This window comes from Pseudomonas sp. AC229, assembly GCF_979254655.1.
This window is the reverse complement of record NZ_CEEDHK010000007.1, coordinates 120,851-144,740: the sequence shown is the minus strand read 5'-3', so window position 1 is coordinate 144,740 and position 23,890 is coordinate 120,851. Positions and strand designations below refer to the sequence as shown.

At 63.1% G+C, this 23,890-nt stretch carries 17 protein-coding genes; 7 read left to right on the top strand and 10 right to left on the bottom strand.

Annotation, left to right across the window (positions count from 1 at the left end; genetic code table 11):
- Positions 1-58: 58 nt before the first annotated feature.
- Complete coding sequence (locus AC0IW7_RS11755) at positions 59-1,027, bottom strand: GlxA family transcriptional regulator (RefSeq protein ID WP_471818095.1); 969 nt, start codon at positions 1,025-1,027, stop codon at positions 59-61.
- Positions 1,028-1,142: 115 nt separating this feature from the next.
- On the opposite strand from AC0IW7_RS11755, the gene AC0IW7_RS11750 reads away from it, so the two are divergent.
- On the top strand, positions 1,143-1,784 hold the full coding sequence (locus tag AC0IW7_RS11750; RefSeq protein WP_471818093.1) for an HD domain-containing protein: 642 nt from the start codon (positions 1,143-1,145) through the stop codon (positions 1,782-1,784).
- A 21-nt stretch (positions 1,785-1,805) separates the two neighbouring features.
- On the opposite strand, the gene fabF is transcribed toward AC0IW7_RS11750, so the two are convergent.
- Complete coding sequence (gene fabF, locus AC0IW7_RS11745; protein WP_471818091.1) at positions 1,806-3,080, bottom strand: beta-ketoacyl-ACP synthase II; 1,275 nt, start codon at positions 3,078-3,080, stop codon at positions 1,806-1,808.
- Between the two features lie 580 nt (positions 3,081-3,660).
- Positions 3,661-5,145, bottom strand: a complete 1,485-nt coding sequence (locus AC0IW7_RS11740; protein WP_471818089.1) for an efflux transporter outer membrane subunit — start codon at positions 5,143-5,145, stop codon at positions 3,661-3,663.
- 192 nt (positions 5,146-5,337) lie between these two features.
- Here AC0IW7_RS11740 and AC0IW7_RS11735 point away from each other — a divergent pair, with 192 nt between their 5' ends.
- The 3 genes from AC0IW7_RS11735 to AC0IW7_RS11725 all read left to right on the top strand — a co-directional run bounded on the left by AC0IW7_RS11735 (position 5,338) and on the right by AC0IW7_RS11725 (position 10,256).
- Positions 5,338-6,432 carry an efflux RND transporter periplasmic adaptor subunit gene (locus tag AC0IW7_RS11735; RefSeq protein ID WP_471818087.1) on the top strand — a complete coding sequence of 365 codons (1,095 nt, stop codon included), beginning with the start codon at positions 5,338-5,340 and terminating at the stop codon, positions 6,430-6,432.
- Positions 6,429-9,527, top strand: a complete 3,099-nt coding sequence (locus tag AC0IW7_RS11730) for an efflux RND transporter permease subunit (protein ID WP_471818085.1) — start codon at positions 6,429-6,431, stop codon at positions 9,525-9,527. Before AC0IW7_RS11735 ends, AC0IW7_RS11730 begins: the two co-directional genes overlap by 4 nt.
- Before the next feature lie 96 nt (positions 9,528-9,623).
- On the top strand, positions 9,624-10,256 hold the full coding sequence (locus AC0IW7_RS11725; RefSeq protein ID WP_471818084.1) for a TetR/AcrR family transcriptional regulator: 633 nt from the start codon (positions 9,624-9,626) through the stop codon (positions 10,254-10,256).
- 137 nt (positions 10,257-10,393) lie between these two features.
- On the opposite strand, the gene AC0IW7_RS11720 is transcribed toward AC0IW7_RS11725, so the two are convergent.
- Complete coding sequence (locus AC0IW7_RS11720; RefSeq protein ID WP_471818082.1) at positions 10,394-11,596, bottom strand: MFS transporter; 1,203 nt, start codon at positions 11,594-11,596, stop codon at positions 10,394-10,396.
- Between the two features lie 94 nt (positions 11,597-11,690).
- Here AC0IW7_RS11720 and AC0IW7_RS11715 point away from each other — a divergent pair, with 94 nt between their 5' ends.
- Entirely contained in the window at positions 11,691-12,140 is a 450-nt protein-coding gene (locus AC0IW7_RS11715) for a winged helix-turn-helix transcriptional regulator (RefSeq protein WP_471818080.1), read from the top strand.
- 110 nt (positions 12,141-12,250) lie between these two features.
- Here the strand turns inward: AC0IW7_RS11715 and AC0IW7_RS11710 are convergent, their stop codons facing one another.
- Together AC0IW7_RS11710 and AC0IW7_RS11705 are read right to left on the bottom strand one after the other, a co-directional pair.
- Positions 12,251-13,216, bottom strand: coding sequence for an alpha/beta hydrolase fold domain-containing protein (locus AC0IW7_RS11710; protein WP_471818078.1), 966 nt, complete (start codon positions 13,214-13,216; stop codon positions 12,251-12,253).
- A 7-nt stretch (positions 13,217-13,223) separates the two neighbouring features.
- Entirely contained in the window at positions 13,224-13,586 is a 363-nt protein-coding gene (locus tag AC0IW7_RS11705) for a DUF5064 family protein (protein ID WP_471818076.1), read from the bottom strand.
- A 231-nt stretch (positions 13,587-13,817) separates the two neighbouring features.
- On the opposite strand from AC0IW7_RS11705, the gene AC0IW7_RS11700 reads away from it, so the two are divergent.
- Entirely contained in the window at positions 13,818-16,385 is a 2,568-nt protein-coding gene (locus AC0IW7_RS11700; protein ID WP_471818074.1) for a bifunctional diguanylate cyclase/phosphodiesterase, read from the top strand.
- Between the two features lie 119 nt (positions 16,386-16,504).
- Here AC0IW7_RS11700 and AC0IW7_RS11695 read toward each other — a convergent pair whose 3' ends face one another.
- The gene (locus AC0IW7_RS11695; RefSeq protein ID WP_471818072.1) at positions 16,505-17,758 is read right to left on the bottom strand and encodes an MFS transporter; all 1,254 of its coding nucleotides are present in this window, start codon (positions 17,756-17,758) and stop codon (positions 16,505-16,507) included.
- On the bottom strand, positions 17,758-18,786 hold the full coding sequence (locus tag AC0IW7_RS11690) for an alpha/beta hydrolase (protein ID WP_471818070.1): 1,029 nt from the start codon (positions 18,784-18,786) through the stop codon (positions 17,758-17,760). The genes AC0IW7_RS11695 and AC0IW7_RS11690 overlap by 1 nt, the downstream gene beginning before the upstream one ends.
- Positions 18,787-19,045: 259 nt before the next feature.
- On the opposite strand from AC0IW7_RS11690, the gene AC0IW7_RS11685 reads away from it, so the two are divergent.
- A complete protein-coding gene (locus AC0IW7_RS11685; protein WP_471818068.1) occupies positions 19,046-19,951 on the top strand; it encodes a LysR family transcriptional regulator in 906 nt (301 codons plus the stop codon).
- A 768-nt stretch (positions 19,952-20,719) separates the two neighbouring features.
- On the opposite strand, the gene AC0IW7_RS11680 is transcribed toward AC0IW7_RS11685, so the two are convergent.
- On the bottom strand, positions 20,720-21,685 hold the full coding sequence (locus tag AC0IW7_RS11680; RefSeq protein ID WP_463539527.1) for an XdhC family protein: 966 nt from the start codon (positions 21,683-21,685) through the stop codon (positions 20,720-20,722).
- A gap of 2 nt (positions 21,686-21,687) precedes the next feature.
- Positions 21,688-23,877, bottom strand: coding sequence for a xanthine dehydrogenase family protein molybdopterin-binding subunit (locus AC0IW7_RS11675; RefSeq protein WP_471818066.1), 2,190 nt, complete (start codon positions 23,875-23,877; stop codon positions 21,688-21,690).
- Between the last annotated feature and the right edge of the window lie 13 nt (positions 23,878-23,890).

Sequence of the window (23,890 nt, the reverse complement as noted above, 5' to 3'; positions counted from 1 at the left end):
TAGCCTCGGTATGCGAGGCGCGAGATTATCACGCCAACCGAAGCGCTCGAAGCACCGCTCAGCCGTAGCGCCGGCGGTAATCGGCGGGTGTCACGCCCACGTGTTTAACGAAGGCGCGGCGCAGGGTATCGACGTTGGCAAAGCCACATTTGGCCGCCACCTGCTTCGGCGCATCGCCACCGTTTTCAAGCAGGGCGCGGGCTGCAGCAATGCGTGTGGCTTCCACCCAGGCGGCCGGCGTAACGCCAACTTCGGCGTGAAACAACCGGGCAAAATGGCGCGCACTCAGCCCGGCATGGGCCGCCAGGCTTTCGACCGAGTGCGCCAGTTGCGGATGAGCGGCGACCCAGCGCTGCACTTCTTGCAACGCTGAGCGCCCGGATGGCCCCGCCTCGCCCCGACGGCTGAACTGCAACTGGCCGCCCGGCCGTTTGAAGAACATCACCAGTTGCGCGGCCACGGCCATGGCCGCGTCACGCCCGAGGTCTTCTTCCACCAGGCTCAACGCCAGGTCGAGGCCTGCCGTTACGCCGGCTGAAGTACGCAACTTGCCATGACGCACATGCAAGGCATCCGCCTCGACGGTTACGCGCGGGTACTGGGCAAGCAGAGTGTCGACTGAGGCCCAGTGCGTGGTAATGCGTCGGCCATCGAGCAACCCCGCCGCAGCCAGCGCGAACGCCCCTGTGCACACCGAACCGAACCGCCGTGCCTGGCGCGCGCTGTGCCGAATCCAGTCGAGCAGCTCGGCCTTGTAATGCAGGGTGGCCGCATGGGGTGCGCCAGCAACAATAAAGGTATCGATGGCTTCCAGCGGTTCGCCGACGACGGCGTCGGGCAGCAGCCGCGCGCCGGAAGAACTGCTGATCGGCCCCGCTTCGCACGCCACCACGCAAAGCGCATACACCTCGCGCCCGGCTTCCAGGTTGGCCTGAGCGAACACATCCAGCGGGCCGGAAACGTCGAGCAACTGCATACCCGGCAAGGCAAGAATGGCGATGGTTTTTCTGCTTTTCGATGCAGGCATGGTGCACGTCCCGGTATCACGCGAAATGGCAGTATATGACGCTACACGCCGTTTGATGCCATAGCCGCCGACCATGAAACTGACAACGCCCCCCTACTCTTCTCTGGAGCGTGTCATGAACCCGATCATTGCCGGCATCACCATCCCCGACAGCCAACTGGCGCGGGAAATCACCGAATGCGTACGCGATACCGCCTCGCCGCTGCTGTTCCACCATTCCAGCCGCGTGTTTTATTTCGCCGCGCTGGCCGGTCAGCGCATGGGCCTGAAATTCGACCCCGAGCTGCTCTACTGCGGTTGCATGTTTCACGACATGGGCCTGACCCACCAGCACAGCAGCGCCTGCGAGCGCTTCGAGGTGGATGGCGCCAATGCCGCGCGCGACTTCCTGCAACAACGCGGCATCGCCCAACACGACATCGACACGGTGTGGACATCCATCGCGCTGCACACCACGCCGGGCATTCCCCAACACATGCACCCGGTGGTCGCGCTGGTGACCGCTGGGGTGGAAATGGATGTGCTGGGCCTGACCTACCCCAACTACAGCGCCGAAGAGCGCGAGGCCGTGACCCGCGCCCATCCGCGCGGCGCGCAGTTTAAAGAGGACATCATTCAAGCGTTCTACGACGGCATCAAACACAAGCCAGACAGCACGTTCGGCAACGTCAAAGCCGACGTGCTGGCCGACAAAGACCCGCGCTTCAGTGCCGGCAACTTCTGCCAGGTGATTCGCCAGTCGCAATGGTCGAGCTGAGCGCCCGGCCAGGCCAGCGCATCAATCCACCCAGCGCTTGAACAACACGCTGGCGTTCACGCCACCAAAGCCGAAGCCGTTCGACAGCGCATAGTCGATGGCCATTTCCCGCGCGCCGCCGTGCACGATATGCAGCCCGCCGACGGCGTCGTCCGGGTCGCTGAAATTGAGCGTGGCGGGCACCAACTGATCGCGGATGGCGAGGATGGTGAAGATCGCTTCAAGGCCACCGGCCGCACCCAACAAGTGCCCGGTGGCCGACTTGGTCGACGTCACCGCCACGCCCGAATCCTCCCCGAATACCGCTTTGATGGCGGCCAACTCTCCTTTGTCGCCCACCTGCGTCGACGTGGCGTGGGCATTCAAATGCTGAATCTGGCTTGGCGTAATGCCCGCTTGGGCGATGGCCTGCTGCATAGCCCGACGCGCGCCGTTGCCGTCTTCCGGGCCGGCGGTCAGGTGATAAGCATCGGCACTGGTGCCGTAGCCCACCAGCTCGGCAATCACCGTGGCGCCGCGCGCTTGGGCATGTTCCAGCGACTCAATCACCAACAGCCCGGCGCCCTCGCCCATGACAAAACCATCGCGGGCTTTGTCGAAGGGGCGCGAGGCTTTGGCTGGCGTGTCGTTGTACGCGCTGGACATCGCCCGCGCCGCCGCAAAGCCGGCCAGGCTGACGCGGTCGATGGACGCCTCGGCGCCGCCGCAAACAGCGATGTCCGCTTCGCCGCTGCGGATCAACCGCGCGGCATCACCAATCGCCTGAACGCTGGCAGCGCACGCCGTTACCGGCGCACCGATGGGGCCGCGCAAGCCGTGCTGGATCGACACATGGCCGGCGGCGAGATTGGCGAGAAAGGAGGGAATCGTGAACGGCGACAAGCGCCGTGGGCCTTTGCTGTCGGTGGTGCGTACGGCATCGGCAATGGCGCCGAAGCCACCAACGCCGGTGGCAATGATGGTCGCTGTGCGCTCGCGCTGGACGTCGGTGCTCGGCTGCCAGCCGGCTTGCGCCAATGCCTGCTGGGCGGCGGCCAGGGCGAACATGATGAAGCGGTCCATCTTTTTCTGTTCTTTGGCCGGGATAAAGGCGTTGGGGTCGAAGCCCGCTTCGGGGTCTTCTTCGAGCGTGGGCACGGTGCCGGCGATTTTGCAGGTGATGTCGTCGACCGTTTCGGCCGGCAATGCGCGAATGCCGGAGCGGCCGGCGAGCAGGCGCTGCCAGACGGGTTCAATGCCAAGGCCCAGGGGCGAGACGAGGCCCATGCCGGTGATGACGATGCGGGTGTTGGGCATAACGGGGTTCCTTTGTTTGGTGTTTCGTCACCGGCCGATCAGTGATCGACCGTCATCCCCGCGCAGGCGGCGGTCCAGAATTTTCAGTCGTACACCGACGGAAATGCGTAGGTATTCATTGCCGCGTGCGCTGAAAGACCTGTTTCGCGCCTTACGCGCGTTTCAACCAACCCCCCGTCATCCTCGCGCACGCGGGGATCCAGAATTTCCAGTCGTACGCCCGAGCTGGCCTAACGTATTCATTACCGCGTGCGCTGAACGTTTTGTTGCGCGCCTTACGCGCGACTCACTTTTTCCAGTCGCGGAAAAAGTAAGCAAAAACGCTCGCCCCTACCTTGGGTCTCCGCTGCGCTCCGACTTCCCTCATTCCGTCGCCGCTCCGGGGGCACGGCGAGACGGGCCATCCTTGGCCCGACACGCCTTTCGCGGCTACCCCCTACACGTCGACTCCATTCGGCCTGCGATGAATGGGGCGGGTAGATCACAAGCCAGATCACAAGCCAGATCAAAAGCGATAGATCAAGTGCATCGCGGCTAAAGCCGCTCCCACAGGGACGATATAGATACTGTGGGAGCGGCTTCAGCCGCGATGCTTTTGATCACTAACCGCCACGTCCCCCGGCGCATTCCATCCCCCTCCCAGCGCGTTAAAACAGTCCACGGCCGCACTGGCCGCCGCAGCCTGAGCCAGCAGGTGCTGTTCCTGGGCTTGTTGCAGACGGTCGTCGGCGTCGAGGGCTTCGAGGAAGCTGACGCTGCCTTGTTGGTAGGCGGTATACGCGGCGGTGCGGGCGTCGGTCAGGGCGGTTACGCCGGCTTCGAGTAGCGCGGTTTGTTGTTCGCTTTGCACCAGTTGGGTCATGGCGGTTTCCACGTCGGCGGTGGCTTGCAGCAGGGTCTGTTGGTAGACGGCCAGCGCCTCGGCGTCGCGGCCTTTGGCGTAGTCGACTTCGGCACGCACGCGGCCAAAGTCGAACAGGCGCCAGCGCAAGCCGAGCACGCCCTGGGCCAGGTTGGCGTCGCTGGAGAGCAGGTTGCCGCTGACGGTGGTGGCCGAGCCAAGCAACGCGCCCAAGGAGAACGAGGGGTAGTAGTCGGCAATGGCGGCGCCAATGCGGGCGTTGGAGGCGGCCAGGGTGCGCTCGGCGGCGATCACGTCGGGACGACGGCGCAGCATCTGGGTTTGCCCGCCCGCCGTGTCGATGCCCGGAGCGGTCGGAATGGCAGTAGCGACGGCAAGCGCGCTGTGCAAACTGCCGGGCGCGACGCCGCTCAACACTTCCAGTGAGTTAAGGGTGCTTTCGATGGCGCTGCGCAGCGGCGGCACTTGCGCCGCTACCGTGGCCAGCACACCTTCGGCCTGTTTGAGTTGCAGGTTGGCGATCACGCCTTTGGCGTATTGCAGTCGCATCAGTTTCACCAGCTCGGTTTGCGTGCGAACGCGGTTTTCCACTACGGCTTGCCGCGCTTGCAGGGCGCGCAGTTGGATGTACCCGCGCGCGGCCGACGAGGTCACCATCAAGCGCACCGCCGCTTCCTGCGCCACGCTGGCTTGCTGCTCGGCATCGGCCGCTTCCAGTTGCCGACGCAGGCCGCCAAACACGTCGACTTCCCAGCTGGCGCCCGCGCCCACTTGATAGAGGCTGGCGTTGCGGTCATAGCCGGGCGCCGAACTGGCGAGCCGGCCCATGGGGTCTTCGAGGGATTGATGGGCGCGGCTGGCTTGGGCGTTCAGGTCGCCTGAGGGCAACAGGGCGGAACGGGCCGACAGGTTCAGCGCGCTGGCCTGCGAGACGCGGGCTACGGCCTGTGCGAGGTCGAGGTTCTGCGCCAACACCTGATTGACCAAGGTCACCAGACCGTCATCGGCAAAGCCTGTCCACCATTGCGTCATGTCTGCCGCCTGGCCGGTTACGGCGCGTTGCTCAAGCAAGGCCTGGTTTCGAAAAGGCGCCGGCGCCGCAGTTGGCGGCGCCTGGTAATCGGGCCCCACCGCGCAACCGGCTAGCAAGAAAACGGGCAACAGACGCGCCATCCAGAGGGGGCGCAGGGCAAAGGGCGGCATGGTGATTCCTGTGGTCGCGTTCGGCTTTTTGTTTACTAACTCGCAAAACAGTAACTCGTCAAAATGATTATGCCAATGCGCAACCCACCAAAATGGCTAATTATCGCTATCAGAGCAAAGCAATCTAGTTACGCATTTACAATACCGTAAACAACCACGAATAATGCGAGCCTGAATTTTCCGGAGCTCGTCATGTCGATACGTCCCGCTGCCCTTCTCTCCCTCGCTGCCAGCGCGCTGGTGTTATCTGGCTGCGGCCAGCCGCCACAAAGCGACCCGCGCGTGGCCGACCCGCTGGTGAGCACGGCGCTGGTGCGGCCAGACACTTCGCGCAGCCAAACCTTTACCGGCGTGGTGGCCGCCCGGGTGCAAAGCGATCTGGGGTTTCGCGTGTCGGGCAAGGTGGTTCAGCGCCTGGTGGATGTGGGCCAGCGGGTGCGCAAGGGGCAGACGTTGATGAAGATCGACCCGGTTGATCTCAACCTCGCCATCACCAATCAGAAAGGCGCGGTGGCCGCCGCCAAAGCACGCTTTGTGCAGGCGCAAGCGGATGAAGCGCGGTTGCGCACGCTGGTAACGGCCGGGGCCATTTCGGCGATGAGTTACGACCAGTCGGTGGCCGCGCTGAACAGCGCAAAGGCGCAGGTCGAGGCCGCGCAAGCGCAGGCCGATGTCGCCGCCAATGCCAGCCACTACGCCGAGCTTAAAGCGGACGTCGACGGCCTGGTGGTCAATACCGCCGCTGAACCTGGGCAAGTCGTGATCGCCGGACAAACCGTGGTGCAGCTGGCCAAGAACGGTGCCCGCGAGGCCGCCATTGAGCTGCCGGAAACCTTGCGCCCTGCCCTGCAATCGCGCGCCGACGCGCAGCTGTATGGCAGCCAGGGCCAGCCAACCGGCGCCACGCTGCGCGAGCTGTCGGAAGCGGCCAATCCCATCACCCGCACCTTCGCTGCCCGTTACGTATTGGACGACACGCTGAACAACGCGCCATTGGGCGCCACCATCAAAATCACCCTGCGCGGCGACCCGGCGAACACGCCGGCGGCGCTTACCGTACCCCTTAGCGCCCTGCGCAATGACGGCGGCGCGTACAGCGTGTGGGTGGTCGACCCCGTGGCGCTGACGTTGCAGGCACGGCCCGTCACCGTCATCGGCCTCGGCCTTGAAACCGCGCGCATCAGCGGCGAACTGAAAGCCGGCGAAACCGTGGTGGCACTGGGCACGCACTTGCTGCATGCCAACCAGAAAGTGCGCCTGGGTAACGCGCTGGCGGTGACGCCATGAGTGGTTTCAACCTCTCCGCGCTGGCAGTACGCGAACGCTCGGTCACGCTGTTTCTGATTATGGCCGTCACCCTTGCCGGCCTGATCGCGTTCATGAAACTGGGCCGTGCCGAAGACCCCGCCTTCACCGTCAAGGTGATGACCGTCACGGCCGTGTGGCCCGGCGCCACGGCACAAGACATGCAAAATCTGGTGGCCGAGCCGCTGGAAAAGCGCCTGCAAGAACTCAAGTGGTACGACCGCGTGGAAACCATCACCCGCCCCGGCATGGCGCTGATGACCCTAACGTTGCTCGACACCACGCCGCCCGCCGCCGTGCCCGATCAGTTTTATCAGGCACGCAAAAAGCTCTTCGATGAAACGCGCAAGCTGCCGCAAGGCGTGCTCGGGCCATTTGTGAATGACGAATATTCCGACGTGTCGTTTGCCCTGTATGCGCTGAAAGCCCATGGCCTGCCGCAGCGCTTTCTGGCGCGCCAGGCCGAGGACATTCGCCAGCAAGTGCTGCAAGTGCCGGGGGTGAAGAAAGTCGACATTCTGGGCGAGCGGCCAGAGCGAATTTTCGTCGAGTTCTCCTATGCCCGCCTGACCACCCTGGGCGTGAACCCGCAGGCGATTTTCGATCAGTTGCACAACCAGAACGCGATCACGCCGGCCGGCTCCATCGAAACCAAAGGCCCGCAAGTATTTGTGCGCCTGGACGGCGCCTTCGATGACCTGGAGAAAATCCGCAACACGCCTATCGCCGCCTCCCAAGGCCGCACGCTGAAGCTCAGCGATGTAGCCGAGGTGAAACGCGGTTATGAAGACCCGGCAACCTTCCTGATTCGCCACAACGACGAAGACGCGCTGGTGCTAAGCGTGGTGATGAAAGAAGGCTGGAACGGCCTCGACCTGGGCAAATCGCTGCAAGCCGAGGAGCAGAAAATTTCGGCCAATTTGGCGCAGGGCATCAGCTTTACCAAGGTGACGGACCAGGCGGTGAACATCACCGAGTCGGTCGATGAATTCATGATCAAGTTCGTCGTCGCGCTGGCGGTGGTGATGATCGTCAGCCTGCTCAGCCTCGGCTGGCGGGTCGGCATTGTAGTGGCGGCCGCCGTGCCGCTAACGCTGGCCGCCGTGCTGATTGTGATGCTGGCCACCGACCGGGTGTTCGACCGCATCACCCTGGGCGCGCTGATTCTGGGCCTCGGGCTGCTGGTAGACGACGCCATCATCGCCATCGAAATCATGGTGGTGAAATTGGAGGAAGGCTATTCGCGCGTGGCGGCGGCGTCTTACGCCTGGAGCCACACGGCAGCGCCGATGCTGGCGGGCACGCTGGTGACCGTGATCGGCCTGATGCCGGTGGGTTTTGCCCGCTCCACGGCGGGCGAATATGCCGGCAATATTTTCTGGATTGTTGGTTTTGCGCTGATCATCTCCTGGGTGGTGGCGGTGTTTTTCACCCCCTACCTGGGCGTCAAGCTTTTGCCGGACATCAAGAAAATAGAGGGCGGCCACGTGGCCATCTATTCCACGCCGAACTTTCAGCGCCTGCGCCGGCTGGTGAGCGGCGCCATCAAGCACAAATTCCTGGTGGCCGGCAGCGTGCTCGGGCTGTTCGCGCTCGCGGTGGTGGGCATGGGCGCGGTGAAGCAACAGTTTTTTCCAAGCTCCGACCGCCCCGAGTTATTGATTGAAGTGCAACTGCCCGAAGGCACCTCGATCAACACCACCAGCGAGGCGACGAAAAAGGTCGAAGCGTGGCTCAAGGCCCAGCCGGAGGCGAAGATCGTCACCAGTTATATCGGTCAGGGCGCGCCGCGGTTTTTCCTCTCGTACAATCCAGAGCTGCCCGACCCTTCGTTCGCCAAAATCATTGTGCTGACCGCCGACCAGACGGCCCGCGACACCCTGAAGCAGCGCATGCGCGTGGCGGTGGAAAACCAGATGGCGCCCGAAGCGCGGGTGCGCGTCACGCAACTGGTGTTCGGGCCGTACACACGCTTCCCGGTGGAGTTTCGCGTCATGGGCCCAGACGCCGAGAAGCTGCGCGGCATCGCCCAGCAGGTGGCCGAGGTGATGCGCCACAACCCGAACATGCGCCAGGTGAATACCGACTGGTCGGAGAAACAACCGACCCTGCATTTCGTGCTCGACCAAGACCGTTTGCAGGTCATGGGCCTGACCTCCGCCGAGGCTTCGCAACAGCTGCAGTTTCTGCTGACCGGCACCACTGTGACGCAGGTGCGTGAAGACATTCGCACGGTTGACGTGATGGCGCGCACCGGCGATGAAGAACGGCTGGACCCTGCGCGCATGGAAGACATGACGCTCACCAGCCGCACCGGCCAGCGCGTGCCGATCCGCCAGATCGGCCACGTGGAGGTGCGCGCCGAAGACCCGGTGCTGAAACGCCGCAACCGTATGCCGACCATCACCGTGCGCGGCGATATCAACGAGCAGATGCAACCGCCGCAGGTGTCCCTGCAGGTGCTGGCCGAGCTAAAGCCGGTGATCGATGCCCTGCCCCTGGGCTATCAGATTCAAATGGGCGGCAACGTCGAAGAATCACTCAAGGCCAACAAGGCGCTGGCGCCGATTTTCCCGATCATGCTGCTGTTCACCTTGGTGGTGATCATGATTCAGGTGCGCAGTTTTGCCGCCATGACCATGGTGGTGCTCACCGCGCCCCTGGGCCTGGTGGGCACGGTGCCGGTGTTGCTGCTGTTCAACCAGCCGTTTGGCTTTAACGCGATTCTCGGCTTGATTGGCCTGTCGGGCATTCTGATGCGCAACACGCTGATTCTGATCGGTCAGATCCACACCAATCAGGCAGAAGGGCTCGACCCGTACCACGCCGCGGTTGAGGCCACGGTTCAACGCGCGCGACCGGTAGTGCTGACGGCGCTGGCCGCGGTGCTGGCGTTTATTCCGCTGACGTTCTCGGTGTTTTGGGGCTCGATGGCCTACACGTTGATTGGCGGCACGGCCATCGGCACGGTGCTGACGCTGCTGTTCCTGCCGGCGCTGTATGCGATCTGGTTCAAGATCAAACCGCCGCCGGCCAACGCCCCGGCAGCGTCGGCAGCGCAACCCGCCGCCACCTGAGCGCACTAAGCGGGCGTTGCCGACGCGGCGCCCGCTGGCCGGTTTGCGCTAGAATCGCCCACCTGCCACCGGCTCCCTTATTCAGTTACCAGGCCTATGCACAGCGAACTCGACTCCAGCGCCCTTCCCACCTCCGGCCAACGCGGCCCGGCGGAGCATGATCGCCGCGCGCAGATCATCACCGTGGCGGAAGGCTTGTTTCGCGAGTTCGGCTACCGCAAAACGTCGGTGGCCGACATCGGCAAAGCCCTGGGCATTTCCACGGCGTACATCTACCGTTTCTTCGAATCCAAACAAGCCATCGGCGAAGCCATCTGTGCGCACACGCTGGAGAAAATGGGCGACAAATTACGCGCCATTGCCGATCAGGATTTATCCGCCACTCGGCGCCTGCGTCTGTTTATGAAAAGCGCGCTGAAATTCAGCTACGACTTGCTGGTGGTCGAGCGCCGCGTGAATGAAGTGGTGGTGGAAGCCATTAACGGCGACTGGTGCACGGCCGCCGGCCACCAGGCACAGCTTTACGCGATTCTTGAGCGCCTGGCCGATGACGGCCGCAAAGCCGGCGAATTCGAAAAGAAAACGCCGCTGGATGAAGTCACCGACGGTCTGGCCGAAATGATTTTGCCGTACACCAACGCCCATTGCCTTAACCAACGTTCTTGGGAAGACCTGGAGAAAGGCGTCAACGCGGCGACCAATCTGATGCTGCGCAGCCTGGCGTCCTAAGCGCCGGTTACAAGCGGCCCTCTCCCCAGCCCTCTCCCGCAAGCGGGAGAGGGAGCCGATCACCGCTGGTCTCCCCTCGCCCGCTTGCGGGAGAGGGGCTGGGGGAGAGGGCTGGCCGCAACGAAGATCCCACCTCATCAACGCGTCGCCAGCCAAAACCCCATCGCCACCGCGCTAATTCCCGCCCCCAACCCGCACACGCCCTGCCACCCAGCGCTCGCATACACCCACGTGGTAGCCAAGGCCCCCGCGCCACTGCCCACGGCATAAAACAGCATGTACAAACCGATCAGCCGGCCGGGTGCTTGCGGATGGTTACGCAAGATCAGGCTTTGATTAGTCACGTGCAGCATCTGGCCGCCGAGGTCGAGCAGCACGATGCCGAGCATCAGCGCCCAAAGCGACGTATCCAGCATCGACAACGGCCACCACGCCAGCAACAGCGCCAGCAAGGCGGCAAAAGTGCTGCGCTGGGCAAACCCTCTGTCCGCCCAGGCGCCGGCGCGAAACGCCGCCAGCGCGCCGATCACGCCAACCAGGCCGAACGCGCCAATGGCCGTGTGGGAAAACCCATAGGGCGGCGCGCTCAGCGGCAGCACCAAGGCACTCCAGAAAACGTTCAACGCCGCGAACATGAAAAACGCCAACATGCCGCGCGTTTGCAGCACGCGGTCATGGCGTAACAGGCTGAACATCGAACCGAGCAATTGCCGATAACCCAGCGTCACCGGTGCCCGTTTCGGCTGCGGCAGACAGCGCCAGAGCGCGACGGCGAGTGTGAGCATGAGAATCGCCGCCAGCCCGTACACCCAACGCCACCCCGCCAGGTCACTGACCGCCCCGGCATACACCCGCGCCAGCAACAAGCCGACAAACACGCCGCCCTGCGCCGCCCCGACCACCCGCCCCTGCTCATGGTCGCTGGCAGTGCTGGCGGCCAGTGCAATCAGGCCCTGGGTCATGGCAGTGCCCAACAGGCCAATGGCCAACATGGCGCCGAGCAACAGCGCCGTGCTGTCGGCCACGGCGACCGCAACCAAGGCCAGCACCAAGGCGACTAGCTGCACGAGCATCAGTCGGCGCCGGTCCACGCGATCACCCAGCGGCACCAGCAACAACAGCGCTAAAGCACAGCCGATTTGCGTGGCGGTAATCACCCCGCCGACGCTGGCGTGGCTGATAGCGAAATCTGCAGCGAGCGCGTCCAGTAACGGCTGGGCGAAATACACATTGGCCACGCTAAGCCCGCTCGCCGTGGCGAACAACGCCACCATCGCGCGCGGCGTGCGGCTCGCGCTGGCGTCGGCCAACGGCAACGCCTGAGATCCTGCTGACGTCATAACGCCTCACCTGGTTTCAAATTAAAACCATTTGAAGGCTAGGCTTTCTGGTTTTAAAGTGCAACCACATACCCCTTTACGACGACCAATTCCCATGCCGACAGACCCAAGCCACCCCCTCGAACACTGCCCCGTTGCCCGCGCGGTCGAGGTGATGGGCGATCGCTGGTGCCTGCTCATCGTGCGCGATGCCTTCGACGGCAAGCACCGCTTCAGCGATTTCCAGCGCAGCCTGGGCGTGGCGAAAAATATTCTGGCCGACCGTTTGCGCCTGCTGGTACAGGCCGAGGTGTTGACCACCCGCCCGGTGGCCGAGGGCAGTGCGTATCAGGAATACGTGCTGACGGAACGGGGCGAACAGTTGTTCGTGGTGGTGGTGGCGTTACGCCAATGGGGGGAAGCGCATTTGTTTGGCGAGGGCGAAGTGCATTCGCAGTTGATCGACAAAGCCAGCGGCCAGACGCTGGCACCGCTGATACCGACCACATTGAACGGCGCACCCGTTGCGCCGAGCGATACCGAAGTGGTCAAAGTGACCGATTAAGGCCGACGCTTTTCGTAGGAGCCAGCTTGCTGGCGAATCCTGCAAACGCGATTCGTAACCGATACTTCCAGGGTTCGCCAGCAAGCTGGCTCCTACAAAGAGTGTGGGCGCTACGCCAGCCTTTGATTGATCCAGCGTCTGGCATAGGCCGTGACGCGCTTGCCCATCACCGTCGGAAACTGAACCACGCCATGAGGCCCTTGTGGCAGCAGATTGGCCTCAACGTCGGCCACCACGCCCCAGCGTCTGGCCATTTCAAAGGTGTCGTCGCGCAGCGGGTCAAGCTCGCCGGCAAACATCAACGCCGGCGGTAAACCGCTCAGGTCGCCATACAGCGGCGACAACGGCGGTTTCTGCCGTTGTTCGTCGGTCAGCCCCGGCGTTAGCAGGCGCAGCGCATCGACCATGCCGGGGCCGTCGAGCACCAGCGTGTCGGGGCCGGCGTTGCGAACGCTGGGGGTTCCGGTCAGGTCGTAGACGCCGTAATAGAGCACTGCGCCTTTCACCCGCTGGAGTAATTCTGGCGAGCTTTTAAGCGCCAGCAACGTGGCCGCCGCCAGATGCCCGCCGGCCGACTCGCCCACCACAATCACCGGCAAACCTTTGAACAGCCCCGTCTGGTCGCTCAGCAGCCAGCGCGCGGCGGCCAGGCAATCGGCCAGCAAACCCTGAATGGGCGTGTGGGTGGCCAGGCGGTAATCCACTGACACCACGGCGACATCGCAGTCGCGCACCATGGCGCTGTTTAAGTGATCGTTCATCTGCGCGTTGCCGATCACCCAACCGCCGCCGTGAAAATCCAGCACCACGCTTTTGACCGGCCCTTTGGGCTGCACAATACGCAACGGCACTCGACCTTCCGGCGTGGTGACGTAACGCGTATGCGCGCTCAGCCCATGACGTGCCAATTTCGCCCCGCCGCCGAGCTGGCCGACCCGCAACAGCGCTTGCAGCAGCGTGGGGGCAATGCGGTTGCGGATGCGAAAGCGCGGCATCCATTTCAGTTTGGAGTTGAAGCGCTGAATGTCTGCCAGCTCGCGTGCATCCGCTGGCCAGCGCTGTTCGGTTAACGCCATCGATTACTCACTCAAAATGCTCAGGGTTTACCGGCTCGCCTGGTTTCATGGCCAGTTGCGCGCGTACGTCTTCGAACATGGCGTCGTAGTGTTTGTGGATCGAGCCAATGCTGCTCTGGCTTTTCGGGATGCCGTATTTTTCGGCGATTTTCGTCACGTTGCTGGCGAAGTTGTACGCCTCTTCCCGTGGCAGAAAGAAGCTCTCGCGCACGTCTTTGCCTTGAATGCTGCCATGGAGGGTGAAGAGCATGCCCTTGCCTTTTTGCTCATCGGAAGAAACTTCGTAGTCGATGCAAATGTTGTAACTCACATCGTTGGGCGTCAGCGCGTGGCGCTCGATGTGCAGGTGACCGGGGGTAAACGTAGCCATGTTTTTCTCTCCTGAATAACGGTAGCCAGCGCCGGCAGCGGCGCAATATGGGTGGGCCCACAGGGTGTGTACGCTAGTTTTTTTCCCTGATTTGTAAAGCGCAAAGCGCCACGTCAAGCCCCTCAGCGCAAGCCCGGGTGATGTTTCAACATTCAGCCCCTAGCGCTCTTATGACGGTTGCATAAACTGAAGGTGCATTAGAAAAATCAGATTAAGAGTTGTACCTAGCCTATGACCCAAGCCAAACCGCCCCAGCCTGTCGCTCCCCTTAACCGCACCAGCGTGGCTCTCACGCGTATTTCACTGTTCAAATTTATCGGTTTGCTGGTCAGCGTGTTCCTGCTTGCCGGTTATCTGCTGGTCTACCTGGCCCGCGACATGGATCGCACGGAGGAAACCGAAGGCACTTTCTACACCGAGAAGGCCGTGCATTCTTTTGAAAAATCCCTGCGCTCGGTGGTCAAGGACTATGCCTTCTGGGGCGATGCCTACAAACACCTGCACGTTACGGTAGACACCGATTGGGCCTACGTGCGGCAGAACATCGGTCCCTCGCTGTACGACGACTTCGGCTTTCAGGCGCTGTTCGTGGTCGATGACACCGACCGCACGGTGTACGCGGTTATCCGCGGTCAACTGCAACAGGTGCCGGCAAGCGACTGGCTCAAAGAGTCGCTGGCGCCCATCGTCGCCGAGGCCCGTGCCGGCGCCGAGGACGAATCGCCAACCACCCGATTTATCAACGTTGATGGCGCCCCGGCCTTGGTGGCCGCCGCTGCCATTACGCCCGGCACCGACCCAACGGTGAAGGCAGACGAGCGACAGAACTCGGTACTCATCTTCGTCGACATTCTCGACAACGCCCGCTTGGCCACCGTCGGCCGCGAATTCGGCGTGGACGGCTTGCGCCTGGCAACCCCGAACGAGTTGAACGAACGCTCGATTTTGCCGCTGGGTGAAAACGGCGTCGCCGGGTACCTGCATTGGCAACCCGAGCAGCCAGGCAAGCGCCTGCTCGGCCTGGGTTTGCCCCTGCTCGGCGGCGTGGCGCTGCTGGTGTGCGTGATGGCCTGGGTTCTGCTGCGCCGCACCACGGCGGGGGCCAAGGCGCTGGACGAAAGCTATCACTCGTTGCTAAGCAGCGAGAGCGCCCTGGCCGTAAGCGAAGCGCGGTTTCGCGACATCGTTGAAATCAGCTCCGACTGGATCTGGGAAATCGACCAAAGCGGCCACTTCACCTACCTGTCCGAACGCTTTGAAGCGGTCACGGGGCTGTCGCGCGGCACGTGGCTGGGCAGCCACATCGACGCCCTGCTGACCAGCGAACACGGCACCCTGTCGCAGTGGCTGAGCAGCGGCCACCGGCGCACCGACACCAGCATCCACTGTCGCTATGTCGGCACCCATGGCCAGCAACGCATCACCCGCGTGTCGGCCCGCGCCATGACCAGCGCTGGCTTTCGCGGCACCGCCACCGACGTCACAGGCGAAGTGGAAGCGCGGCGGCAAATCGAGTTTTTATCCCAGCACGACGCCCTCACCGGCCTGCCCAACCGCACCCGCTTGCAGAAGTTTCTCGACGGCAAACTCAAGGCCGTGCCAACCCGTGAAAAACCCTTGGTCATGCTCAGCCTCGACCTCGACCGCTTCAAGCCAGTGAATGACCTGCTCGGCCATGCGGCCGGCGATGTGGTGCTCAACGTGGTGTCGGCGCGGCTCACCGAATGCGTGCGCCAGGACGATCTGGTGGCCCGCTTTGGCGGCGATGAGTTCGTGCTGATCCTCACCGACCTGACCACCCAAAGCCATGTCGAAACCCTGTGCCAACGCTTGCTCGACTCCATCGAACAGCCCATCGACGTTGAAGGTCAGCAAACCTTCGTCAGCGCCAGCATCGGCATTGCCATGGCGCCCAACGACGCGATGGAAGCCAGCGAACTGCTGCGCTATGCCGACATCGCGTTGTATGAAGCCAAAGCCGGTGGCCGCAGTACCTGGCGGTTTTATTCCGGGGAAATGAACGCGAAGATCATCGAACGGCGCCGTCTGGAAACCGACCTGCGCTTCGCCATCCAGCACAACGAATTGCGCCTGCACTACCAACCGCGCTACTGCATCGCAGATGGCCGCCTGGTCGGCGTCGAAGCCTTGGTGCGCTGGCAGCACCCAGAGCGCGGGCTGATACCGCCCGACACTTTTATTCCGATTGCCGAGCAAACCGGTTTGATCATCGCGCTGAGCAACTGGGTCATCAGCACCGCGTGCCGCCAGGCCGCCACCTGGCCGGAAAGCGTGTTTATCTCCATCAACTTGTCGCCCATCGAATTCAAAAGCGGCGACCTGGTCGAGCGCATCGAAACCGCGCTACGTGAAACGGCCATCAGCCCCGGGCGGGTCGAATTGGAGATCACCGAAAGCGTGATGATCGAGGATGCCGCCGGCGCCCTGGAAATGATGGAAACCCTGAAACAGCTGGGCGTGCGCCTGGCTATGGACGACTTCGGCACCGGCTATTCGTCCCTCAGCTACCTGCGCACCTTCCCCTTGGACGGCCTGAAAATCGACCGTAGCTTTCTCAACTGCATCGAAGGCAGCGAAGAAGACAGAGCCATCATCCTCGCCATCGTTGGCCTGGGGCACGCGCTGTCGCTGACCGTCACCGCCGAGGGCATCGAAACCGCCGAACATTTGGCCATGCTCAACGCCGTGGGCTGCGACGAAGGTCAGGGGTATTTTCTGAGTCGGCCGTTGGAAGCGGATGGCGTTACTGCATTACTCAACGGCGCCCCGCTCTTGTAGGAGCGACCTTGGTCGCGAACCCTGGAAACGAAGTCCTGGAATCCCGTTTGCAGGGTTCGCCAGCAAGCTGGCTCCTACAAAAAAACCAAACACCACGCACCGCCTTTGTAGGAGCGACTTTAGTCGCGATCCCTGCAAACGAAATTCCTGACCGTCGCCTCACAGCTTGCAATGGGCCTGAACGGCTGGCGGCTGCTTCGCGCGCATGCCGCCGCCCAAACGGCCAGCACCGCCGCCACCACCAAAATGCCGGCACTCAGGCCGAAGGTGGCTTGGTAGCCGTGGGCGTCGAACACCACGCCACCGGCCGTGGCGCCAAAGGTAATGGCCAACTGCACGATGGCGACCATCAGGCCGCCGCCCGCTTCGGCGTCGTCGGGCAGGGTTCTGGCCAGCCAGGTCCACCAGGCCACCGGCGCCGAGGTCGCGACCAACCCCCACAGCGCCAGCAAGCCGGCGGTGAGCAATTGCGAGTCGCCATAGTGCGTGAGCACCACCGCAATCACTGCCATCAGCAACGGAATGATCACCAGCGTCGGGAACAGCGTGCGGTTGAGCAGCAACCCTATCAGCGCCGTGCCGATAAACCCGCACACACCCAGCACCAGCAGCATCAGCGACAACCCCGACGGGCCGACGTGGGTGACGCTTTCCAGAAACGGCCGCAGGTAGGTGAACAAGGTGAACTGGCCCATAAAAAACAGGCTCACCGCCAACAACCCAGACAGCACTTCCCGCCGTTTCAGCACCGTCAGCAGCCCACGCGCATTGGCGCCTGCCAGGGGCACCAAACGCGGCAGCGTCAGCCACTGCCACACGAATGTAATGGCAGCGAGTGGCACCACGGCGAAGAACGCGCCGCGCCAGCCGATGATCGCGCCGAGGTAACTGCCCACCGGCGCCGCCACCACTGAAGCCAGCGCGTTGCCGCCGTTAAGAATCGCCAGGGCGCGCGGCACGTTGGCCGGCGCTACCAGGCGAATCACCGTGGCGGCCGACATGGACCAGAAGCCGCCAATGGCGACGCCAATCAACGCGCGCCCGAGCATGAAAATCGGGTAACTCGGCGCCACCGCCACCATCGTGCCGGACACCACCATCAGCAGGGTCAGCCACTGCAGCAACACGCGGCGGTCCATCTGCCGTGCGAGCTTGGCGATGCTCAAGCTGGTGATCACCGCAAACGCGCCAGACACCGCGATCGCCTGCCCCGCCTGGCCTTCGCTGATGTGCAAATCCGTGGCGATGGGCGTGAGCAAACTCACCGGCAAAAACTCGGAGGCCACCAAAGCAAAGGCAGCCACCGACATTGCCAGCACGGCACTCCAGCCGTGCGCAGCGGGTTGGGTGGTGGGGTTGTCGGCAACAGTCATTACTTGAGGTTCGCTCGGAAAAAGTCGGTCAGGGTGGCGAAAGGAATCAGCTCGACGCGGTCGTACAGATCCACATGCCCGGCGTTAGGAATGACCACCAATTGCTTGGGTTCGCCGGCCAGCTTGTACGCCGCTTCGCTGAACTCGCGGGAGTGCGCGTTGGCGCCAGTGATAAACAACATGGGGCGTGGCGAAATGGTCTCGATATCGTTGAACGGGTAGAAGTTCATGAACTTGACGTTGCTGGTCAGCGTCGGGTGCGTGGTCAGTTCGCCCGACTGGCCAGCCGGCGTGAACTCGCCGCGCGGGGTGCGGTAGAAGTCGTAGAACTCGCGTTCGATCGCGGTGGAATTGGCGTCGAGCTTGTGCACGGTGCCGCTGGTGTAGGCCTTGTCGCCACCGGTGAATTCCACATAGCGATGCTCCGCCGCCTGGGCGATGGCGCGTTTGCGCTGTTCCAGGCTGAAGCCGTGGTTGAGGCCGTTCCGGTTGGCGGCGCCCATGTCGTACATGCTGACCGTGGCGATGGCTTTCATGCGCGGGTCGATTTTCGCCGCGCTGATCACAAAGCTGCCGCTGCCACAAATGCCGATCACGCCGATGCGTTCTTTATCCACCAGGGCGTGGGTGCCGAGAAAATCCACGGCAGCGCTGAAGTCTTCGGCGTAAATATCGGGCGACACGGCATTGCGCGGCTGCCCTTCGCTTTCGCCCCAGAAGGACAAATCCAACGACAGGGTGACGAAACCCTGCTCGGCCATTTTCGTGGCGTACAGGTTGGCGCTCTGCTCCTTCACCGCGCCCATCGGGTGGCCGACGATGATCGCCGGGTTCTTGCTGCCAGGCTTGATGCCCTTGGGCATAAATAGATTGCCGGCTACGCGCATCTGGTATTGGTTATTGAACTGCACCTTCTGCACCGTAACGTTTTCGCTGGTGTAGAAGTTATTGGCACCGTTGGACATGTCGGCTCCCATGGCGGTAAACGAGCTGAGCAAAAGGCAGAGCAGAACGCTGAATCGATTCATCGGACGCACCTGTTGAAAGGAATGGGCAAGCACGCATTGCGGCGCCGGCTGTAGGCGTCGGTTCTACGAGGTGGCCATTGTGACGGCGCAGGCAGCTAATGATTAGCTGATGAATGCTTACTTGGGCTATAAGCTAAGCTGATGAATAACGGAGCCATAAATGGGCGAGAATTTCGTTGCCAGGGATCGCGACTGAAGTCGCTCCTACAGGTTGGGCGCACCCTGCGATCTCGTTACCGGACACAAGGCGCATACGGCGATGACAAAACACAATTTCAACGACCTGGTGGCCTTCGTGACGGTGGCGCGCGAGGGCAGTTTTACCCGGGCGGCGGCGCACTTGGGCGTCACGCAGCCGGCCATCAGCCAGGTGGTATCGGCGCTGGAAGCGCGTCTACAAATTCGCCTGCTGACCCGCACCACCCGCAGCGTTTCGCTCACGGCGGCGGGCGAACGGTTGCTGGAAGCCATCGGCCATCGCTTCGATGAAATCGAGGCCGAGCTGGATGCCCTCACCGAACTGCGCGACAAACCGGCAGGCACCGTGCGTATTTCCTGCGGCGACCACATCATCAAAACCACCCTGCTGCCCAAGCTGATGCCCGTGCTGCGTGAGTACCCGGATATCAAACTGGAGCTGGACGTGAACTACGGCTTTCGCGACATCGTCGCCGACCGCTTCGACGCCGGTGTGCGTTTTAGCGAAACGGTGGCGCAAGACATGATCGCCGTCGCCATCGGCCCGGACGTGCGCATGGCGGCGGTGGCTTCGCCTGAATACTTCGCCGACCGGCCGATTCCGAAAACGCCGCGCGACCTGGCCAATCACCGCTGCATCAACATTCGTTTTCCCACCTACGGTGGCGTCGATGCCTGGGAATTCGAGCGCCGTGGGCAGCCGGTAAAAGTGCGGGTCGACGGCCAACTGGTGTTCAACACCACCACCCACGTGGCCGACGCGGTGCTCGGCGGAATGGGCATCGCGTATTTGCCAGAGGAAGAATTCGAGCCTTACCTGAGCCAGGGCTTACTGCGCCGTGTGTTGGAAGACTGGTGTCCGCCGTTTTCGGGGTATCACTTGTACTATCCGTCACGCCGCCAGCCTTCGCCGGCGTTTTCGTTGATTCTGGATGCATTGCGGGTTGAGCGGCCGAAACGGAAATAGCTGGCGCGGGCAACCGCGCTCCGGTGGGAGCGGCGTGAGCCGCGAAGTTTTAATCAATTGCGCCTTACCAGGCTGTGATCTTTCGCTTTTGATCTTTCGCTTTTGATCTACGCTTTTGATCTACCCCGCACCGTCAGCGTAGGCCGAGTGGAGTCGTTGCGTAGGGGGTTGAGCGGCCGGGAGCCGCGAGAGGTGCATCGGGCCAGGGACGGCCCGTTGCACCGTGCCCCCGGAGCGGCGACGGAGCGAGGGAACCCGCAGCGCAGCGGAGGGCCAAGGTCGGGGCTAGACCTTTTGGCTTCTTTTGGGGCAATGCCAAAAGAAGCTCGCGCGTAAGGCGCGAAACAAAACGTTCAGCGCACGCGGTAAAGAATATCTGCGCAAAACTTGGTATTCAGCTTTGCTTTCGAATCGGAGCAATCCTTCGTTACCACGTTGGCGCGGCATTTTGTTTCGCGCCTTACGCGCGACTGACTTTTGGCATTGCCCCAAAAGTCAGCAAAAGGTCTAGCCCCTACCTTGGGTCTCCGCTGCGCTTCGACTTCCCTCATTCCATCGCCGCTCCGGGGGCCGTCACAACGGGCCATCCATGGCCCGATGCTCCTTTCGCGGCTCCCGGCCGCTCAACCCCCTACGCAACGACTCCACTCGGCCTGCGATGAACGGTGCGGGGTAGATCAAGAGCGAAAGATCAAAAGCGAGATCAAAAGCTGGGTCAAGAGCGAGAAATCAAAAGCTCGCGGCTGAAGCCGCTCCCACAGAAGATATTCACCTCCCCCGCCGTACCCGAACAATATCGGCCATCACCGCCAGGGCGATTTCGGCTGGTGTTTTGCTGCCCAGGTCCAGCCCGATAGGCATGTGTAACCGGGCGATGTCGGCGTCGCTCAAACCACCAGAACGACGCAAACGCTCAGCGCGTTTTTGTGAGGTTTGCAGCGAGCCCATTACGCCGATGTAAAACGCCGAGGTACGCACCGCTTCGATCATGGCCAAGTCGTCGATACGCGGGTCATGGGTGAGCGCGACGATGGCGGTGGCGCCGTGGCAACCGCCAGCGGCGATAAACGATGACGGCAGTTCCTTACGCACCTCAATGCCCGGTACCGTGAAGCCGGCCTGCGCATCTTCGCGCGGGTCGCAGACGATCACTTCAAAGCCCAGGGTGCGGGCAAATTCGGCGCAGGCCACCGAGACCGGTGAGATGCCGGCAATGATCAGCCGGGCCGCCGGGCCAACGCGAATATGTACCTGATGCTGGTCGGGCAGTTCGGTCACCCGTTGGCCCAGTCCGTCATCGGCGAGCACCGTTGCCGCGCCGCTGCGCACGTCGATCTGGCGGATCACGTGGCGCTGGCCGAGCAGCGTGTCCAGCAGCGTTTCCAGTTGCTCGCGGGTGGCAATGGTGGGCGCCAGACGTTCCACCAGCACGTTGAGAATGCCGCCGCAGGGCAAGGCGATTCGCGCGCCTTGTGGGCCATCCGGGTCGCCGTAGCGCACGGTGCTGACGTCACGCTCGAAGGCACCGGCTTGCAGACGTTCGAGAAAGTCTTCCTCTACACAGCCGCCCGACAGCGAGCCGACGTGCTGGCCATCGGCACGCGCAGCTAGCATGGAGCCGGGTTCGCGAGGCGATGAGCCGAAGGTGCTGAGCACGGTACACAGCCACACCGTTTCGCCGGCGCTAGCCCAGGCCAGCGCCTGCTCGGCGACGTGCACGTCGAGGTGCTGCATGATCAACCGACCAACTGGTTGCCAATCGGCAGACGCCGGATGCGCTTGCCCGTCGCTGCCGCCAAGGCGTTCGCCACGGCAGGTGCCAGTGGCGGCAAGGGCGGCTCGCCAATGCCGGTGGGCGCGGCGGCCGACGGCACGATATGCACTTCAACGACAGGCATGTCATTGATGCGCAGCGGCGTGTAGTTGTGGAAGTTGCTTTGGTCGGCTTTACCGTCGGTGAAGGTCACGGCTTCGCTCAGTGCCGCCGACAAGCCGTAGCCCACGCAGCCTTCAACCTGGGCGCGGACCACGTCGGGGTTGACGACAATGCCGCAGTCCACGGCGCACACCACGCGGTCGACTTTGAAGCGGCCGTTGCTTTGCACGGTCACTTCCGCCACCTCGGCGACAAACGAGCCAAAGGCTTCGTGCACCGCGACGCCACGGCCACGGCGCTCGCCGTCTTTGCCGGGCGGCAGCGGTTTGTCCCAACCGGCTTTCTCGGCGGCCAGTTTCAGCACACCGGCATGGCGCGAGTGTTTGTCCAGCATGCCCAGGCGCCAGGTGACGGGGTCTTGCGCCGAGGCCTGGGCCAGTTCGTCGAGAAAGGTTTCGGTGGAAAACGCCGTGTGGGTGGAACCCACTGCGCGCCACCACTGCACCGGTACGGGGATGTCGTCGGGGGTGTGCAGATCAACCAGCATGGCGTCGATGCTGTACGGCAGATTGGACGCGCCCTCGACGGAGGTGGGGTCGATGCCGTCTTTCATGCCCGCGCCGAATGGGGAACCGGCGAGCACCGATTGGCCGACCAGACGATGCTGCCACGCCAGCAATTTGCCCTTGTCGTCCAGACCGGCACGCAGGGTGTGGTGAAACATGGGGCGATAGAGGCCAGCCTGCATGTCGTCTTCGCGCAGCCACACCATTTTCACCGGGGCGCGGGCGTTGATGGCTTTGACGATGTGGGCGGTTTCCAGAATGTAATCGGCATTCTTGCTGGCGCGTCGGCCAAAGCTGCCGCCGGCGTACAGGGTGTTGATTTTGACTTGCTCGACCTTCAGCCCGAACAGCTCGGCCAGCACTTGCTGGTTGTAGGTTTGCATCTGCGCGCCAAACCAGGCTTCGCACAGGTCTTTGCCTACGCGAATGACGCAGTTCATCGGCTCCATCGCGGCGTGGGCCAGGTACGGGAAGTCGTAAGCGGCCTCCAGCACGTGCTTGGATTGGGTCATGGCGGTGTCGGCATCGCCTTTCTTGAGGGCGACCGCGCCGGGTTTTTCGGCGAGCTTTTTGAAGCGCGCCTCCAGTTCGGCCGAACTGGATTTGAACGCGGCCGTCTCATCCCACTGCACCACCAGCGCGTCGCGCCCACGCTTGGCGCTCCAGGTGTCGCGTGCGAGCACGGCGACGCCGCTGGGAATCTGCACCACGTCGACCACGCCGGGCACCGCCAACGCCGGTTTGGCGTCGAAGGATTTCACCGTGGCGCCAAAGCGCGGCGGGTGGGCAACCACGGCGGTGAGCATGTCGGGCAGGTGAATGTCCTGGGTGTACTGCGCGGTGCCGTTGACCTTGGCGGCGGAGTCTTTGCGCGGTATCGCTTGGCCGATCAGCTTGAAGTCTTTCGGGTCTTTGAGCTGCACCTGCGCCGGCACTGGCTGTTCGGCGGCGGCGTTGGCCAGCTCGCCAAAGGTCGCCGTTTTGCCGCTGGCGGCGTGGCTGACCACCCCGTCGGCGACCGTGATGGCACTCGCTGGCACCTGCCAGCGCTGGGCAGCGGCTGCCACCAACATGGCGCGCGCCGAGGCGCCGGCGTTGCGCAGTTGTTCCCACGAGTTGGCGATGGCGCTGCTGCCGCCGGTGCCTTGTGAGCCCCACTGCAAGTTGCTGTAGCGACTGGCATCGGCGGCGGCACTTTCGACCCGCACCTGCGACCACGCGGCGTCCAGTTCTTCAGCCACGATGGTCGCCAGACCGGTGTAGGCGCCCTGCCCCATCTCCAGGTGCTTGGCGTACACGGTGACGCTGTTGTCCTCGCCGATTCGCACAAACGCATTGGGCTCGAATGCCGGCGCGGCGGCTTGGCCGTCTGCGAGGGCGAGCTGCGGTTTCATCGCCCAGGGGAAGTACACCGCCAAGGTCAGCCCCGCAGCGGAGCCTTGCAGGAAGCGGCGACGGCTCTGGTTTTCTATCGAGTGGCTCATGGCCGATCCCTCG